The sequence below is a fragment of the Serratia sp. TSO36 genome, assembly GCF_057808395.1.
In genome coordinates this window covers 16,942-34,169 of the sequence record NZ_JBJZOU010000007.1, presented here as the reverse complement: position 1 = coordinate 34,169, position 17,228 = coordinate 16,942, and the positions used below count along the sequence as shown (strand labels likewise).

17 protein-coding genes are annotated in these 17,228 nt (G+C 61.0%); 4 read left to right on the top strand and 13 right to left on the bottom strand.

Annotation, left to right across the window (positions count from 1 at the left end):
* Nucleotides 1–3: 3 nt before the first annotated feature.
* Genes ACK3CV_RS04880 through ACK3CV_RS04850 form a run of 7 tightly spaced genes read right to left on the bottom strand, consistent with a single transcriptional unit; the run spans nucleotide 4 to nucleotide 6,878 of the window.
* Nucleotides 4–1,035 (bottom strand): FAD:protein FMN transferase, encoded by a 1,032-nt coding sequence (locus ACK3CV_RS04880; RefSeq protein WP_033637210.1) that lies wholly within the window; start codon nucleotides 1,033–1,035, stop codon nucleotides 4–6.
* On the bottom strand, nucleotides 1,036–2,259 hold the full coding sequence (gene nqrF, locus ACK3CV_RS04875; RefSeq protein WP_033637209.1) for an NADH:ubiquinone reductase (Na(+)-transporting) subunit F: 1,224 nt from the start codon (nucleotides 2,257–2,259) through the stop codon (nucleotides 1,036–1,038).
* Between the two features lie 15 nt (nucleotides 2,260–2,274).
* Complete coding sequence (gene nqrE, locus ACK3CV_RS04870; protein ID WP_004930235.1) at nucleotides 2,275–2,871, bottom strand: NADH:ubiquinone reductase (Na(+)-transporting) subunit E; 597 nt, start codon at nucleotides 2,869–2,871, stop codon at nucleotides 2,275–2,277.
* A gap of 6 nt (nucleotides 2,872–2,877) precedes the next feature.
* Nucleotides 2,878–3,507, bottom strand: a complete 630-nt coding sequence (locus ACK3CV_RS04865) for an NADH:ubiquinone reductase (Na(+)-transporting) subunit D (RefSeq protein ID WP_004930232.1) — start codon at nucleotides 3,505–3,507, stop codon at nucleotides 2,878–2,880.
* Nucleotides 3,500–4,294, bottom strand: coding sequence for a Na(+)-translocating NADH-quinone reductase subunit C (locus ACK3CV_RS04860; RefSeq protein ID WP_015376731.1), 795 nt, complete (start codon nucleotides 4,292–4,294; stop codon nucleotides 3,500–3,502). Before ACK3CV_RS04860 ends, ACK3CV_RS04865 begins: the two co-directional genes overlap by 8 nt.
* Nucleotides 4,284–5,525: an NADH:ubiquinone reductase (Na(+)-transporting) subunit B gene (locus tag ACK3CV_RS04855; protein WP_033637208.1), complete on the bottom strand. Its 1,242-nt coding sequence runs from the start codon at nucleotides 5,523–5,525 to the stop codon at nucleotides 4,284–4,286. The genes ACK3CV_RS04860 and ACK3CV_RS04855 overlap by 11 nt, the downstream gene beginning before the upstream one ends.
* A 3-nt stretch (nucleotides 5,526–5,528) precedes the next feature.
* Entirely contained in the window at nucleotides 5,529–6,878 is a 1,350-nt protein-coding gene (locus tag ACK3CV_RS04850; RefSeq protein WP_164040368.1) for a Na(+)-translocating NADH-quinone reductase subunit A, read from the bottom strand.
* A 552-nt stretch (nucleotides 6,879–7,430) separates the two neighbouring features.
* Here ACK3CV_RS04850 and dpaA point away from each other — a divergent pair.
* Nucleotides 7,431–8,201, top strand: a complete 771-nt coding sequence (dpaA, locus tag ACK3CV_RS04845) for a peptidoglycan meso-diaminopimelic acid protein amidase (RefSeq protein WP_033637205.1) — start codon at nucleotides 7,431–7,433, stop codon at nucleotides 8,199–8,201.
* Here dpaA and ACK3CV_RS04840 read toward each other — a convergent pair.
* Together ACK3CV_RS04840 and lpcA are read right to left on the bottom strand one after the other, a co-directional pair.
* Complete coding sequence (locus tag ACK3CV_RS04840) at nucleotides 8,136–8,939, bottom strand: class II glutamine amidotransferase (protein WP_019454310.1); 804 nt, start codon at nucleotides 8,937–8,939, stop codon at nucleotides 8,136–8,138. The two genes, dpaA and ACK3CV_RS04840, sit on opposite strands and share 66 nt — an antisense overlap.
* A 102-nt stretch (nucleotides 8,940–9,041) precedes the next feature.
* Nucleotides 9,042–9,623 carry a D-sedoheptulose 7-phosphate isomerase gene (gene lpcA, locus ACK3CV_RS04835; protein WP_004930220.1) on the bottom strand — a complete coding sequence of 194 codons (582 nt, stop codon included), beginning with the start codon at nucleotides 9,621–9,623 and terminating at the stop codon, nucleotides 9,042–9,044.
* A 246-nt stretch (nucleotides 9,624–9,869) separates the two neighbouring features.
* On the opposite strand from lpcA, the gene fadE reads away from it, so the two are divergent.
* Nucleotides 9,870–12,326 (top strand): acyl-CoA dehydrogenase FadE, encoded by a 2,457-nt coding sequence (gene fadE / locus ACK3CV_RS04830; RefSeq protein ID WP_033653340.1) that lies wholly within the window; start codon nucleotides 9,870–9,872, stop codon nucleotides 12,324–12,326.
* Between the two features lie 284 nt (nucleotides 12,327–12,610).
* On the top strand, nucleotides 12,611–12,763 hold the full coding sequence (locus tag ACK3CV_RS04825; RefSeq protein WP_004930217.1) for a Hok/Gef family protein: 153 nt from the start codon (nucleotides 12,611–12,613) through the stop codon (nucleotides 12,761–12,763).
* 73 nt (nucleotides 12,764–12,836) lie between these two features.
* Here ACK3CV_RS04825 and mtnK read toward each other — a convergent pair whose 3' ends face one another.
* Nucleotides 12,837–14,036, bottom strand: coding sequence for an S-methyl-5-thioribose kinase (gene mtnK, locus ACK3CV_RS04820; protein WP_033637202.1), 1,200 nt, complete (start codon nucleotides 14,034–14,036; stop codon nucleotides 12,837–12,839).
* 146 nt (nucleotides 14,037–14,182) lie between these two features.
* Between mtnK and mtnA the strand changes: the two genes are divergently transcribed.
* Nucleotides 14,183–15,211, top strand: coding sequence for an S-methyl-5-thioribose-1-phosphate isomerase (mtnA, locus tag ACK3CV_RS04815; protein ID WP_164040370.1), 1,029 nt, complete (start codon nucleotides 14,183–14,185; stop codon nucleotides 15,209–15,211).
* 17 nt (nucleotides 15,212–15,228) lie between these two features.
* Here the strand turns inward: mtnA and ACK3CV_RS04810 are convergent, their stop codons facing one another.
* From ACK3CV_RS04810 to ACK3CV_RS04800, 3 genes are read right to left on the bottom strand one after another with little or no spacing between them, the layout of a single operon-like run.
* The gene (locus ACK3CV_RS04810; protein WP_015376726.1) at nucleotides 15,229–15,771 is read right to left on the bottom strand and encodes a 1,2-dihydroxy-3-keto-5-methylthiopentene dioxygenase; all 543 of its coding nucleotides are present in this window, start codon (nucleotides 15,769–15,771) and stop codon (nucleotides 15,229–15,231) included.
* On the bottom strand, nucleotides 15,768–16,457 hold the full coding sequence (gene mtnC, locus ACK3CV_RS04805; protein WP_033637200.1) for an acireductone synthase: 690 nt from the start codon (nucleotides 16,455–16,457) through the stop codon (nucleotides 15,768–15,770). Before mtnC ends, ACK3CV_RS04810 begins: the two co-directional genes overlap by 4 nt.
* Entirely contained in the window at nucleotides 16,454–17,068 is a 615-nt protein-coding gene (locus ACK3CV_RS04800) for a methylthioribulose 1-phosphate dehydratase (RefSeq protein WP_164040372.1), read from the bottom strand. The genes mtnC and ACK3CV_RS04800 overlap by 4 nt, the downstream gene beginning before the upstream one ends.
* Nucleotides 17,069–17,228 lie beyond the last annotated feature (160 nt).

Genomic DNA, 17,228 nt, shown 5'->3' with positions numbered 1-17,228 from the left:
ACCTCACGAACGCTTTTTCAGGTAGGGTTTGAAGGCGTCGGAATAGCGCTCCTCAAACCCGTCGGCGGTTTTCACGATCATAAACACCGGAATGCCGAGCAGATTGGCCAACGCCATGCCGCGCTCCGGCCCCATCACGTTCAGGCCGGTGGACAGGCCGTCGGCGGTCATGCAGGCCGGACTCAGCACGGTGATCGACACCAGGCGGTGGTTGATCGGCCGGCCGGTGATCGGATCGATGGTGTGCGAATAGCGCACCCCGTCCTGCTCGAAGTAGTTGCGATAGTCACCCGAGGTGGCGATCGACATCTCCCCCGGCTGGATCACCAGCTGCGCCTGCTGCTGCGCACCGGCGGTCGGGCGCTCGATGGCGATGCGCCACGGCTTTTGCTCGCCATTGCGCCCGCGGGTGCGGACTTCGCCGCCGATATCCACCATGTAGTCTTTCACGTGTTGCGATTGCAGATACTCCGCCACCACGTCCACGCCGTACCCTTTGGCGATCGACGACAGGTCGACATACAGCTCGGGGATGCTTTTCACCAGCGCGCTGCCCTGCACCGACAGTTTTTCGGCGCCGGTCCAGGCGCGGCGGTGCGCCAGCTCCGCCTCGCTCGGCACTTTATCCGGCCGCCCTTCCGGGCCGAAGCCCCACAGGTTGACCAGCGGCCCGACGGTGACGTCCAGCGCGCCATCGGTCACGCGGTTGATGCGCAGCGCTTCGCGCACCACCTTGGCGGTCGCCGGCGAAACCGGGAACGGCCGGTCAATATCGCGGCTGGCGTTGAAGCGGCTCAGCTCGGAGTCCGGCCGGTAGGTGGACATCTGGTCGTTCACCTGTTCCAGCCGTTTGTCGATCTCCGCCTGCATCTCGCGCGCCGACGGCGTATCGTCGCCGGCCACGTAACGGATCGAATACGAGGTGCCCATGGTTTTACCCGTCAGATCCACCTGTTCCGGCCCGCAGCCGGTCAGCAGCAGGGTGGCGCTCAGCGCCACGCCCGTCAGCCAGTTCTTCATCGCCAATGCGCGCATTTAGCCACCAAAGTCATCCAGCATGATGTTCTCGTCTTCGACGCCCAGATCTTTGAGCATCTTGATCACCGCGGCGTTCATCATCGGCGGCCCGCACATGTAAAACTCGCAGTCCTCCGGCGCCGGGTGGTTCCTCAGGTAGTTCTCCAGCAGAACATTATGGATAAAGCCGGTGTAGCCGGTCCAGTTATCTTCCGGCTGCGGATCCGACAGCGCCACGTGCCAGGTGAAATTGTCGTTCTCCGCCTGCAGCTGGTTGAAGTCGTCTTCATAGAACATCTCGCGCAGCGAACGCGCACCGTACCAGAAGGTGATCTTGCGCTTCGAATTCAGGCGCTTGAGCTGATCGAAGATGTGCGAACGCATCGGCGCCATGCCCGCGCCGCCGCCGATGAAGATCATTTCGGCGTCGGTCTCCTTGGCGAAGAACTCGCCGAACGGCCCAGAGATGGTCACCTTGTCACCCGCCTTCAGCGACCAGATATAGGAGGACATGATGCCCGGCGGCACGTCCGGGTTGTTCGGCGGCGGCGTGGCGATACGCACGTTGAGCATGATGATGCCCTTCTCTTCCGGGTAGTTGGCCATCGAGTAGGCGCGCACCGTGGTGTCGTTCACCGTCGAGCGGTAGCGGAACAGGTTGAACTTGTCCCAGTCGCCGCGATACTCCTGCGGCACGTCGAAGTCGGCGTAGCTGATGTCGTGCGCCGGGGCTTCGATCTGGATGAAGCCGCCCGCGCGGAACGGCACGTCTTCGCCATCCGGGATCTTCAGCTTCAGCTCTTTGATAAAGGTAGCTTTGTTATCGTTGGAGATAACCTCGCACTCCCATTTCTTCACGCCGAAGATCTCTTCCGGCAGCTCGATCTTCAGGTTCTGCTTCACGTTCACCTGGCACGCCAGGCGGCACCCTTCTTTCGCTTCGCGCTTGTTGATGTGCGAGAGCTCGGTCGGCAGGATATCGCCGCCGCCCTCTTTGATCACCACCCGGCACTGGCCGCAGGAGCCGCCGCCACCGCAGGCCGAGGAGACGAAGATCCCCTGGCTGGAGAGCACGTTGAGCAGCTTGTCGCCCGCCGGCGCATGGAAGCTTTTATCCAGATCGCCATTGATCTCCACCGCGATGTCGCCGGTGTTCACCAGCTTCGATTTGGCGAACAGGATCAGCAACACCAGCACCATCACGATGGTGGTGAACATTGCTACGCCTAAAATAATTTCCATAAATTCTTCCCGCCTTTACAACTGAACACCGGAGAAGGACATGAAGCCCAGCGCCATCAGTCCGGTGGTGATAAAGGTAATGCCCAGGCCGCGCAGCCCTGCCGGCACGTTGGCATACTTGAGTTTCTCGCGGATCCCCGCCATGGCGACGATCGCCAGCATCCAGCCGGTGCCGGAGCCGAAGCCGTACACCACCGATTCGGCGAAGTTGTAGTCGCGCTGCACCATGAAGGACACGCCGCCGAAGATGGCGCAGTTCACGGTGATGAGCGGCAGGAAGATGCCGAGCGCGTTATACAGCGACGGGAAGAAGCGATCGAGGATCATCTCCAAAATCTGCACCAGCGCCGCGATCACGCCGATGAAGGTGATGAAGTTGAGGAAGCTCAGATCGACGCCTTCCACCAGCGCGCCGTCGCGCAGGATCAGGTTGTAGACCAGGTTGTTCACCGGCACCGAAATGCCGAGCACGATGGTCACCGCGATACCCAGGCCAAAGGCGGTCGAGACCTTCTTCGACACCGCCAGGAAGGTACACATCCCGAGGAAGAACGCCAGCGCCATGTTCTCGACGAACACCGCGCGCACAAACAGGCTGATATAGTGTTCCATCGGCCTTTACTCCTTTTCGATCTGCGCCGGCTTCAGGGTGCGCAGCACCCAGATCAGCAGGCCGATGATGAAGAACGCGCTCGGCGCCAGCAGGAACAGGCCGTTCGGCTGATACCAGCCGCCGTTCTGCACCGTTTCCAGCACCGGGACGCCGAACAGCTTGCCGGAGCCAATCAGCTCGCGCAGGAAACCGACCAGCACCAGGATCACCCCGTAGCCCAGCCCGTTGCCGATGCCGTCCATAAAGCTCTCGATCGGCGGCGACTTCATGGCGTAAGCCTCGGCGCGCCCCATCACGATACAGTTGGTGATGATGAGTCCAACGAACACCGACAGCTGCTTGGAAATCTCGAACGCGTAGGCGCGCAGCAGCTGATCGACCACGATCACCAGCGAGGCGATGATCGCCATCTGCACGATAATGCGCACGCTGTTGGGAATATGGTGACGGATCAGCGAGATGAAGAAGCTGGAGAACGCCGTGACCAGCGTCACCGCAATGGTCATCACCACCGCCGTCTCCAGCTTGGTGGTCACCGCCAACGCAGAACAGACGCCCAACACCTGCAGGGCGATCGGGTTATTGTCGAATAGCGGCCCCAGCAGAACCCGCTTTATCTCTTTGGAATCAGCCATTTTTCAGCGCTCCTTCACGAACTTTTTTCAGGAACGGGCCGAAGCCGTGCTCGCCCAACCAGAAATCAAACGTATGCTGCACGCCGTTGGAGGTCAGCGTGGCGCCGGACAGGCCGTCCACCCCATGCACATCCCCCTGACGCGCGCCGCCTTTCACCACGCGGATCGCCGGCTGGCCGTTGTCGTCGAACAGCTGTTTGCCGACCCACTGCTGGCGCCAGGACGGGTTCTCGACCTCGCCGCCCAGCCCCGGGGTTTCCCCCTGGTCGTAGTAGGTGATGCCCTTGACCGTGTTGCCGTCGTTATCCAACGCCACGAAGGCGTACATCATCGACCACAGACCGGTGCCGTATACCGGCAGCACAATCTTGTTCACCTGGCCGCTTTCGTCGCGCACCAGGTAGATTTCCGCCTGGTTGCTGCGGCGCTTGATGCCGGCCGGATCGTCGCCCGCCGCCAGCGCCACGCTTTTGGCGTCGTCGCGCAGCGCGGCGCCCAGATCGAACGCCGCCGCCTTGCCGGCGACAAACTCACCGCTGTTCAGATCCACCAGGCGCGGTTCGATGCGCTCGCTGTACAGGCGCTTGACTTGCTCGCTCTCCATTTTCGGCTGCAACAGGCCGGCTACATCGAGAATATTGCGCTGCTTGTCGAGCAGCTTTTGCTCCTGCTGTTTGGACTTCAGGCCTACGGCGGAGCCCGCCACCACCACTGAACACACCAGACACAGCAGCAGCACTACCAGCAGCGTTTTACCGATACCGTCGTTTTTCGCTTCATTCGCCACGGGCTTTTCTCCGCTTGATGTTGGCCTGCACCACCAGATAATCGAACAGCGGTGCGAACAGGTTGGCGAACAGGATCGCCAGCATCATGCCTTCCGGATAGGCGGGGTTGACCACCCGGATCAGCACGCACATCACGCCGATCAGAATGCCGTACCACCATTTCCCCTTGTTGGTGAAGGAGGCGGAAACCGGGTCGGTCGCCATAAAGATCATGCCGAAGGCGAAACCGCCCAGCACCAGATGCCAGTACCACGGCATGGCGAACATCGGGTTGGTATCGGAACCGATGGCGTTGAACAACAGGGCGGAAGCCACCATGCCGAGCATTACGCCGGCGACGATGCGCCAGGAGGCCACGCGGCCGAACAGGATAATCGCCCCGCCGATCAGGATCATCAGCGTGGAGACTTCACCGACGGAGCCGGGAATGTTGCCGAGGAAGGCGTCCATCCAGCTGATGGACTGGCCGGTGGCCACGTTGCTCAGGCTGTGCGCCCCGCCTGCGCTCCACTGCGCCAGCGGCGTCGCGCCGGAGAAACCGTCCGCGGAAGTCCACACCAGATCGCCGGAGATCTGCGCCGGGTAGGCGAAGAACAGGAAGGCGCGGCCGGCCAACGCCGGGTTGAGGAAGTTGCGCCCGGTGCCGCCGAAGATCTCTTTGGCCACCACCACGCCGAAGGTGATACCCAGCGCGGCCTGCCACAGCGGCAGGGTCGGCGGCACGATCAGCGCGAACAGGATAGAGGTGACGAAGAAGCCTTCGTTGACCTCATGCTTGCGGATAATGGCGAACAGCACTTCCCAGAAGCCGCCGACGACAAACACCACGGCGTAGATCGGCAGGAAGTAACAGGCGCCCAGCACCATCTTGCTGACCCAGCCGGCGTCGGCCGCCAGCGAGGCGCCGAGCCACTGCGCCAGGCGATAATGCCAGTCGCCCGCCAGCACCTGTTGCAGCTCGTCGCCGCTGTACAGATGGTGCAGCGCCGGGATCGCCTGTTGACCGACGTTGTACATGCCCCAGAACATCGCCGGGAACACCGCCAGCCACACCAGGATCATCATGCGTTTCAAATCGATGGCGTCGCGCACGTGCGAAGCGCCGCGCGTCACCGTGCCGGGGGTGTAAAACACCGTGGTAGTCGCTTCATACAGCGGGTACCACTTTTCCAGTTTGCCGCCCGGCGTGAAGTGATGCTCTATCTTCTCAAAATAATTCTTCAGGCCCATCGGTTATCCTTCCTGCTCAATCTTGGTCAGCACCTCGCGCAGCACCGGCGCGTACTCATACTTGCCGGGGCAAACGAAGGTGCACAGCGCCAGATCTTCCTCGTCCAGCTCCAGACAGCCCAGCGCCTGCGCGCTGTCGCTGTCGCCCGCCAGCAGATCGCGCAGCAGCAGCGTCGGCAAAATATCCAGCGGCATCACCCGCTCGTAGTTGCCGATCGGCACCATGGCGCGTTCGCCACCGTTAGTGGTGGTCGAGAAGGCGAACAGTTTCTTCTTCAGGAAGTGGCCCAGCGTGGTGCGGGTAATGGAGAACTTGTTCGGCGAAGGCACGATCCAACCGAACAGCTCTTTGTCGCGCCCTTCTTCCAGCACCGACACCTGCGAGTGGAAGCGGCCGAGCCAGGCGTTCGGCCCGGTGGCGTGCATGCCGTTCAGCACCGAACCGGAGATCACCCGATTCTCGCCGTTTTTCAGGCGGCCGGCGGTCAGCTCATCGAGGCTGGCCCCCAGGCGGGTGCGCAGCAGCGCCGGCTGCGCCACCTGCGGCCCGGCCAGCGCCACGACCCGGCGGGTATCGAGCTGACCGGTGGTAAACAGCGTGCCGATGGCGATAACGTCCTGATAGCCGATGTGCCAAACGGTTTTCTTCAGGCTGACCGGTTCGAGGAAGTGAATGTGAGTGCCCACCAGCCCGGCGGGATGCGGGCCGGCGAATTCGCTGTAGGCGATCTGCGGGCCGCTCTGCTGGCCAACGGAGGCGCCGGCGGCGTGGCATACGTGCACCTTGCCCGCCGTCAGGCGCGCCAACACCAGCAGCCCGGCGTTGAACGCCGCCTGCTGCTCGGCAATGATCACCTGCGGATCGGCGGCCAACGGCCGGGTATCCATCGCGGTGACGAAAATGGCGCGCGGTTCGCTGCCGGGGCTCGGCGTTTTGCTGAACGGGCGGGTGCGCAGCGCGGTCCACAGGCCGCTGGCGATCAGTTCGCTCTCGACCTGTTCGCGCGGCAACTGGGCCAGTTCACCCAGCGGGTAATGCGCAAACTCGAGCTGGTCATCGCCGCCGTTTTCCAGCGCAATCACCACCGATTGCAATACGCGCCGCTCGCCGCGGTTAATCGCGGCGATGCGGCCGCTGGCGGGAGCCGTGAAGAAAACCCCGGGGTTTTTCTTATCTTCGAACAACGCCTGGCCTTTCTTAACGGTATCGCCTTCCTGCACCAGCATGGAGGGACGCATTCCGACATACTCTTCCCCAAGCAGGGCGACATGCTGAATGTTCGGGCCGTCTTGGATCGCCTGAACCGGGGCTCCGGCTATCGGCAGATCTAACCCTTTTCTGATCTTAATCATAGGATTTATACGATGTAGTTTGGTTTACACGTCTGCCCGGCCCCAGAGGCGGGTGCTGACGATGCCAGGATTGCCGGGCAGTGCGCATGGCGGCACGCCCAACATGAACTTTCTCGCAGTGAAAAACTGGGGTCACGCGCATTCCCTTGATTCCCCCTTTCCGTTGTTAGCGCGACGGTCGATATGTTAACGGCCTGTAGCCAAATAACCATCAAAATGGCCGGGTTATATGCCATAACTCCTGCTGCTTCAATCGCCACAGCGCGTTAAATTGAAGGGGGAATATTAACATTGTTCGCAACATTGTTCTGCGTTCCGTCGTGACTTGGGTCAAGCAAACGCAATTAAATTTCGCCTGTTTTTCACTACTTATCGTTAAAATCTGCCGGTCATTTCACTTTTATCGAGCTTTGTCGTTTTTTTATACATATCACGTATTGCTAAAAATAAACGCGCTGGTAATCTGGCGGTGTTTTGCAGCAGTAAAAACAATATCAGTGGCATGCCGACCAACGTCATTGCGCCGGCAAATAAATATAAGCAGGAATAATAATGAGCAAAATCGCGCTGTTGTTTGCGATGCTTGTTTCTATGCCGATGATCACGGCCTGCAGCGCCAGCGAGCAGGTACCCGAAGCGCCGGTAGTTAAACAGCAATTATTGGGTTCGCCGGTCTATATTCAGATCTTCAAAGAGGAACGCAAGCTGGAATTGTATGCCAAAATGGGCAATGAATTCCGCCTGGTCAACACGTTCCCGATCTGTAATTTCTCCGGCGGGCTGGGTCCTAAACGCCGTGAAGGCGACTTTAAAAGTCCGGAAGGCTTTTATAGCGTTGACGCGCGCCATCTGAAACCCGACAGCAAGTATTATCGGGCGATTAATATCGGTTTCCCTAATGATTACGATAAGTCGCAGGGCTATTCCGGCGCTTATCTGATGATCCACGGCGAATGTAAATCGATCGGCTGTTACGCGATGACCAACACCTATATGGACGAGATCTATCGCTACGTCGAAGCCGCTTTCGCCTATGGCCAAAGCCGCGTCAACATCAGCATTTACCCGTTCCGCATGACCGAGCAAAACCTCAAGCGCCATGCGTCATCCAGCTATATCGCCTTCTGGCGCCAGCTGAAGCCGGGCTACGATTACTTCGCGAAAAACCACCAGCCGCCGACAATGGGCGTGGTCAATGGCCAGTACGTCTTGGGTCAACCGTTGATGAGTAGCGGCGGCATGATGACGCAGTACGCGTCAGCCAGCCCGACGCCCAACACCAATCCCTTCGCTCAGAACAAGCCGCTCACCGAAGTGAAATAACGCGAACTCGCCTGGCTCAATCTTGTGCCAGGTTTCGTTGGCGGTCAGCGGTTGGGTGGCGATCACCGTGACCACATCGTTCGGTGTGGTCTGCTGCTGAAAATCGATTTCCACGTCCTGATCGAGCAGCGTCGCCTTGCCGAACGGCGCGCGGCGCGTGATCCAATACAGGTTGGTGGAACAATAGGCCATCACGAAGCGCCCGTCCGACAACAGCATGTTGAACACCCCCTTCTTACGCAGCTGGCTCGCCAACAGGCCGATATAGCGGAAAACCGCCGGCCATTGGCTCGGGGTGCGCGGGTATTTCAGCGCCAGCTGATGCAGCAGCCAGCAGAACGCGTATTCGCTGTCGGTCTGGCCGACCGGGCGAAACGTGCCGGTATCCAGCTGACGATAGCCTTTCAATTGGCCGTTGTGCGCGTAGGTCCAGTTGCGGCCCCACAGTTCGCGGGTGAAGGGGTGGGTGTTTTCCAGCGCCACCTCGCCGCGATTGGCCTGGCGAATATGGGACACCACCGCGCAGGACTTGATCGGATAGTCCTGCACCAGGCGGGCGATCGGCGAGTTGAAGCTCGGCTGCGGATCCTTGAATGTGCGGCAGCCGTTCCCTTCATAGAAGGTAATGCCCCAGCCATCCTTATGCGGCCCGGTGCGGCCGCCGCGCTGTACCAGGCCGGTAAAGCTGAAGCAGATATCGGTCGGTACGTTTGCGCTCATCCCGAGCAGTTCACACATCGCCAGCACTCCTTAACCACACTGACATACGCTGTGCGGGCGCGGCATGCATGCGGCGCCCGCCGTCTTATTCCTGGGGGAGCCGCAGCTCCCCGCAGGCTATCAAGCCTTAACCATCTCTTTTTCGATCAGCTGAATCAAGATGTGAATCGCTTTGATGTGGATTTCCTGAATGCGATCGGCGTAGCCGAAGTGCGGCACACGGATTTCCACATCGGCGGAACCCGCCATTTTGCCGCCGTCCTTGCCGGTCAGGGTGATCACTTTCATCCCTTTGGCGCGCGCCGCGTCGATGGCCTTGATGATGTTGCCGGAGTTGCCGGAGGTGGAAATGCCCAGCAGCACGTCGCCTTCGCGGCCCACCGCTTCCACATAGCGGGAGAACACATACTCATAGCCGAAGTCGTTGCTGACGCAGGACAGATGGCTCACGTCCGAGATGGCAATCGCCGGGTAGCCCGGGCGGTTTTCACGGTAGCGGCCGGTCAGCTCTTCGGCGAAGTGCATCGCGTCGCAATGGGAACCGCCGTTGCCGCAGGAGATCACTTTACCGCCGGCTTTGAAGGAGTCCGCCAGCAGCACCGCCGCGCGTTGGATGGCGTCGATATTGGCGTCGTCATTGATAAATTTCGCCAGGGTATCAGCCGCTTCGTTCAGTTCACTGCGAATAAGGTCGTGGTACATGAGGAACCTCTTGTTATCGTCAAATCTTCCGCTCCGCAGTGTACCGGATCGCGGAAACAGCGAGAAGCATTCTCAGCCAAACAGCGCGCCGGTTAAGGAAGCGGAGAGGTTTTTGATGATTGGTGCTGTCAGTTTGTGACCTGAGTTGTAATTAAACTGTAAACGCATTGATAAAAATTCTGCCTTGTACTAAAACCTATTACATACACACAACAGGTCAGACCTCTTACTACTTCGGAGCTTCTTATGATGGTTCTTAGTATTGTCGTTTTCCTGGCTCTCCTCGGCGTGGTGTTCTACCACCGAGTGAACCTTACCCTCAGCAGCCTGATCCTGGTGGCGTACACCGCCGCCATGGGCGCGATCGGCCTGTGGAGCTTCTGGCTGTTGCTGCCGCTGGCGATCGTGCTGCTGCCGCTGAACCTTTCCTCTGTGCGTCGCTCTCTGCTCTCCGCGCCGGCGCTGCGCGCCTTCCGCAAGGTGATGCCGCCGATGTCCACCACCGAGAAGGAAGCGATCGACGCCGGCACCACCTGGTGGGAAGGCGATCTGTTCCGCGGCGCGCCGGACTGGAACAAGCTGCACAGCTACCCGAAACCGCGCCTGACGGAAGAAGAGCAGGCGTTTATCGACGGCCCGGTGGAAGAAGCCTGCCGCATGGCCAACGACTTCCAGATCACCCACGAACTGGCCGATCTGCCGCCTGAACTCTGGGCATACCTGAAAGAACACCGTTTCTTCGCGATGATCATCAAGAAAGAGTACGGCGGTCTGGAATTCTCTCCTTATGCTCAGGCGATGGTGCTGCAAAAACTGGCCGGCGTTTCCGGCATCCTGGCGATCACCGTCGGCGTGCCGAACTCCCTCGGCCCGGGCGAACTGCTGCAGCACTACGGTACCGAAGAACAGAAAAACCACTATCTGCCGGGTCTGGCGCGCGGCGACGAGATCCCTTGCTTCGCGCTGACCAGCCCGGAAGCGGGTTCCGATGCCGGCGCCATTCCGGACGTGGGCACCGTGTGCATGGGCGAATGGCAAGGCAAGCAGGTGCTGGGCATGCGCCTGACCTGGAACAAGCGCTACATCACGCTGGCGCCGGTCGCCACCGTACTGGGCCTGGCGTTCAAACTGCATGACCCGAACCGCCTGCTGAGCGACAACGAATCCCCGGGCATCACCTGTGCGCTGATCCCGACCAGCACGCCGGGCGTGGAAATCGGCAACCGCCACTTCCCGCTGAACGTGCCGTTCCAGAACGGCCCGACCCGCGGCACCGACGTGTTCGTCCCGATCGATTACATTATCGGCGGGCCGAAAATGGCCGGCCAGGGCTGGCGGATGCTGGTTGAGTGTCTGTCGGTCGGTCGTGGCATCACCCTGCCGTCCAACTCTACCGGCAGCCTGAAATCCATCGCCCTGGCGACCGGCGCCTACGCGCACATTCGCCGTCAGTTCAAGATCTCCATCGGCAAGATGGAAGGCATCGAAGAGCCGTTGGCGCGCATCGCCGGCAACACCTATGTGATGGACGCCGCCGCTTCGCTGATCACCTATGCGCTGGTGCAGGGCGAGAAGCCGGCCGTGCTGTCGGCCATCGTCAAATACCACTGTACGCACCGCGGCCAGCAGTCGATCGTTGACGCCATGGATATCGCCGGCGGTAAAGGCATCATGCTGGGCGAATCCAACTTCCTGGCTCGCGCCTATCAGGGCGCACCGATCGCCATTACGGTGGAAGGCGCGAACATCCTGACCCGCACCATGATGATCTTCGGCCAGGGCGCGATCCGCTGCCATCCTTATGTGCTGGATGAAATGGCGGCGGCACAAAGCAACGATCTGAACGCCTTCGATAAATCGCTGTTCGGCCATCTGGGCCACGTCGGCAGCAACAAGGTACGCAGCTTCTGGCTGGGCCTGACTAACGGCCGCACCAGCGCCACGCCGACCAAGGACGCGACCCGTCGTTACTATCAGCAGTTGAACCGCCTGAGCGCCAACCTGGCGCTGCTGTCGGACGTTTCCATGGGCGTGCTGGGCGGCAGCCTGAAGCGCCGCGAGCGCATCTCCGCTCGCCTGGGGGACATCCTCAGCCAGATGTATTTGGCTTCCGCCGTGCTGAAACGCTTTGACGACGAAGGCCGTCAGAAAGAAGATCTGCCGCTGGTGCATTGGGGCGTGCAAGACAGCCTGCATAAAGCCGAACAGGCGCTGGATGACCTGCTGCGCAACTTCCCGAACCGCTTTATCGCCGGCGCGCTGCGCTTCGTGGTCTTCCCGTTTGGCCGCGTGCATACCGCACCGTCCGACCGTCTGGATCACCAGTTGGCCAAGATCCTGCAGGTGCCTTCCGCCACCCGCAGCCGTCTGGGGCGCGGCCAGTACCTGACGCCGAGCGAACATAACCCAATCGGCCTGCTGGAAGCGGCGCTGGCCGACGTGATGGCCGCCGAGCCGATTCACGAACGCCTGTGCAAGGCGGCCGGCAAAAACCTGCCGTTCACCCGCCTGGATCGTTTGGCGGAGCGCGCGCTGGAAGAAGGCAAGATCAGCGCCGATGAAGCGAAAATTCTGGTGAAAGCCGAAGAGAGCCGCCTGCGCTCCATCAACGTGGACGACTTTGCGCCGGATGCGCTGGCGGCCGCCAAGCCGGAAAAGCCGGCGGCGCAGTCTAAGCGCCAACAGCAGACCGAAGCGGCTTAACGTTCACTTCACGCATCCAAGGGGCGATCATCATCGCCCCTTTTTCTTTTGCTTTCATGACAAACTGCGCACCGCGCCGCAGGTTGGCGCAGCGGCGGATTTCACGGGAAGGAAGTTCGAGTAGACTGCGCAGCGGGTGCTCTGGATCTTTCTGTCCGGAGCCTTGGCAAAGGAGAGAAAGAGAAAGGCCCCGAGTCGATATTATCAACCCGAGGCCACTCTGATGCCAAGCAACATCAGGTTAGCCTCTTACCCGCCGCAAGGCAAGGATAGGGAGGTCGAAAATGCAGCAAAAACGGGTCGTACTTAAACTGGTGATCGTCTGTATGACGCTGATCGCGTTCATCTGGCTAACCCGCGGTTCGCTGTGCGAACTGCGCATCAGGCTGGGAGACTCGGAGGTTGCGGCCACTTTGGCTTACGAATCCGAACGGTAAGGCAACCCAACGGCGGGGTTCGCCCCGCCCGTTGGCTGATGGTGTCAGGCAAGATCCACGAGCACCCGCCTTTTCAGCCCTGCTGACGAATGCGCGCCAACAGCGCGTCAATATGCTCGATCTGCGGCGCATTGACGATCAGCGTGCGCCCCAATCCCAGCGCATGGCGCTGACAGTCGAGGCGCATATCGGCGTCGGCGATGCTGTCCAGATCGGCGACGTGCGCCAGGCCGATGGTGCGCCGAATCAGTTCGGTGCCGCAGTACCCGACCGCATCGGTCCAGACCTGTTGCAGGAACAGCTCGGCGTAACCCGGCGTCGCCAGCGCCGCATCCCGGCTTTGCTGATGGCACAAAGCCAAAAAGCGATCGGCGAAGATCAGCCATAGCTCGCGCACATCCTGCAAGCGCTGCTCGCGCCCGGCGGCGGCGTCGCGCGGCCCGAACAGCCCCGGCAGCCCGCAATAGTTGAGCAGCAGGTTGCCTAACGCAGTACCGATATCGAAACCGATCGGGCCGTAGAAGCCGAATTCGGCGTCGATCGCTTTCAATCGGCCTTCCGCCACGAAGATCGAACCGCTGTGAATATCGCCGTGCAACAGCGCCTCTGCCTTGGTGAGGAAGCGATGTTTCAGGCCGGCGACCGCCAGCTTCAGCGGCGCATCCTCGCGCAGCGCCTGCACCTGCGGCAACAGCGCCGCCTCGAACTGATTGCGCTCATGGTCGATATAGGGATCGGTAAAGAACAGGTCTTCGGTGATCTGGCACAGTTCGGGGTTAGTGAAACGTCTGACTTCCGTCTTCTTCTGCTGCGCCGACTGATAAAAATCGGAGGTGTGGAACAGCGTCTGCGCCAGGTATTCCGCCAGCTGCCCGGCCGCCAGCGGGTGATAGTTGCCTTGTACCAGCTCACTGCGCCAGATGCGATGATCGGAGAGATCTTCCTGCACCATCACCGCCAATTCGGGATCGTGATGCAAGACTTTTACCGTATGCCGCGGGCAGAAACCGCCGTGAACCCGCAGCGTTTCCGCTTCGATGCGCGCCCGATCCAGCGTCAGCGGCCAGGATTCGCCCACGCAGCGCACGTAGGGCAGCGCCTGTTTGACGATCACCCGGCTCACGCCTTCGCGATCGCGGATCTTGAACACCAGGTTCAGGTTGCCGTCACCGATCTCGTCGGCGCTCACCAGCGCCTGCGGATCGGCCACCTGCCCGTATTGGCGGGCATATTCAACGGCATCGGCAGCCGTAAACGTACGATAAAGCGACATTCCCCAACCCCTCTGTTCTCTCTCACTGACCCCAGCGATTCTGTTTATTTAGACGTAAAAGCATTTGGACGTCTATACATCTGGAAGTCATGTTGGCAGAATAGCGTTTCAGATGCAATAACCACGCAACAAGGAATTAACCGCCGATGCAAGCGCTTAACACCACCAGCTTGACCCTGCAGGACAACCGCCTTTGGATCCTCGATCAGCAAGCCCTGCCGCAGGAAAAGCGGTGGCGCGCCTGCGACAGCGTGGAGGAACTGGTCGGACACATTCACAGCCTGCGGGTGCGCGGCGCGCCGCTGATCGGGCTGTCCGCCAGCCTGCTGCTGGCGCTGCTGGCGGAACGCGGTCTGCCGCGCGGCGAGCTGGAACAGGCGCTGCACACGCTGCGCGCCGCCCGCCCGACGGCGGTCAACCTGATGAATAATCTGGATCGCATGAAGCTGGCGCTGGCGGAGCCTGACTGGGCGCCGGCGATGGTGAACGAAGCGCTGCGGCTGGTGGAAGAAGATCGCCGGCTGTGCGATCGCATCGCCGATCACGGCGCTGGGCTGGTCAAGCCCGGCAGCCGCCTGCTGACCCACTGCAATACCGGCGGATTGGCCACCGCCGGCGTCGGCACCGCCATCGGCGTGCTGCTGCACGCCCACCGGCAGGGCAAAGTGCAACAGGTATGGGTCGATGAAACCCGGCCGCTGCTGCAGGGCGGCCGTCTGACCGCCTGGGAATTGGGCGAGCTGGGCATTCCCTATCGCCTGATCTGCGATTCGATGGCCGCCAGCCTGATGGCGCAGGGCCAGGTCGATGCGGTATGGGTCGGCGCGGATCGCATCGCCGCCAACGGCGACGTCGCCAACAAAATTGGCACCTACAGCCTGGCGGTGCTGGCGCACTATCACGGCATCCCGTTCTACGTGGCCGCCCCGCACACCACCCACGATCCGCACTGCCCGGACGGCGCAGCCATCCCGATCGAGCAGCGCGCGGCGGCCGAAGTCACCGGCGTTTCAGGTAGCTTCGGCGCCTGCCAGTGGGCGCCGAACGATGCGCCGGTCTACAATCCGGCGTTCGACGTCACGCCGGCGAAGCTCATCAGCGGATGGGTATTCGACAGCGGCGTGATTACGCCGCAGCAGGTTGAAGCGGGGATTTTCCAGCGGGCGTTGGGTTAACGCCCGCCCATCGGCACTCAGTCCAAACGCGGATAAGCATCGGCGATCTTGTCGCCGGTGAAATGCGCCACCCAGCCTTCCGGGTTGTCGAACACCCGGATCGCGGTGAAATGCGGCGCCGATCCCATATCGAACCAATGGCGGGTGTTGGCCGGCACCGAGATCAGATCGTTCTTTTCACACAGGATCTGAAAGATCTTGCCGTCCAGATGCAGGCAAAACAGCCCTGCGCCCTCGACGAAAAAGCGCACTTCATCTTCGCCGTGCGTATGTTCGGACAGGAATTTTTCACGCAGCGCCTGGCGCTGTTCATGGTCCGGCCGCATGCTGATCACGTCCCAGCTCTGGTAACCCTTTTCCGCCACCAGCCGGTCGATCTCATGCTGGTAGGCCGCGATCACCGCCTCCGGCTGCGGATTGTCGCCCAGCTCGCGATCCGCCTGCCAGCGCTCAAAGCGCACGCCGATCTGCGCCAATTGCCGCTGGATCTCCTGCGCATCACGGCTCTGCCACAGCGGTTGCTGCGGCGCTGTATCGCTGAAAATGGTCAATCCACTCATGAGACGAACTCCCCTAAATCGATACGATCAAAACGGTTAACCTGCGGATGCCGGCTCTGCGCGTCCGCCTCATCGCGGATCAGCTGGCAGGTATGCCAGCCGGCGGCCTGCGCCGCATCCAGCTCCTGGTGGATGTCGGACAAAAACAGCAGCTCGTCGGGCGCAATGCCGATAGCCTGCGCGATGTTGCGGTACGACGCGGTTTCACGCTTGGCGCCGACGTGCGTATCGAAATAGCCACTGAACAGCGGCTGCAGATCGCCCGCGTCGCTGTGGCCGAACAGCAGCTTCTGCGCCTCCACCGAACCGGAGGAATAGACGTAGAGCTTCACCCCTTGCCGCTGCCAGGCGGCCAACTGCCCGGCGACTTCCGGATACAGATGCCCGCGGAAATCACCCTCGCGGTAGCCGCTGCGCCAGATGATGCCCTGCAGCGCTTTGAGTGCAGTGGATTTGCGGTCTTCATCCATAAAACGGTATAGCGCGGCGATCAGCACGTCGAGATCGGCCTGCGGTTGGCCAATTTCAGCGCGCAGCGCCGCCAGCGGTGCGGCGACTTCGCTCTCAGCGGCATGGCGGCGCACAAAATCCGCCAGCCGTTCGCGGGCGTAAGGAAACAGTACCTGATGCACGAAGCGAATATCGCTGGTGGTGCCTTCAATATCAGTCACGATGGCGCGGATCATTTCGCCTCCAGTAAACGGCGTTGCAGTTCACACTGGAACAAGAATTCCAGCCCTTCAAGATGGCGGCGAGCTTCCGCCACCTGGCTTCCCCAGCAATACAGACCGTGGCCGCGCACCAGAAAGCCGTATTGCAACGGCGTGGCCTCGGCATAGGCCGCCACGCGCGCAGCCAGCCGGGGAATGTCCTGATCGTTGTCGAAAATGGGGATCGCCACGCTGTCCAGGTGGCTGCGCTGGCCGGCCAGCGACTTCTGCATTTCGTACCCCTGCAGCACCAGCGCATCGCCGCGCTCCACCCGCGACAGGACGGTAGCGTTGACGGAATGGGTATGCAGCACCGCGCCGATGTGCGCAGACAGGCGGTAGAGTAACGTGTGCAATCCGGTCTCCGCCGACGGCGTGCGGCCGCTCGGCACATGATTGTCGGCGATATCCACCTGCAGAAAATCGGCGGCGCTCAGGCTGCCCTTGTCTTTGCCGGACTCGGTGACCAGGCACTGACGTTCGTCCAGGCGCAGCGACATGTTGCCGCCGGTCGCCGGGCACCAGCCTTTGTCGCCAATCCAGTGGCAGGCCGCCAGCAATGCGGTAAGTTGCGGATTATCCGTCATTATTATCGTTTCCCGTTCGGTAAGGCGGCCGGCAGATGAAGCTTTGCCTGCCGCGTGGCGGGCTAAGCACTTTTTCGCATTTAGCCATCTAAGCGTCTTGATTGCCAAATACTAGCATCGTGTTATATTGACGGCAATATAAGCGCCTGGAGTATTCACC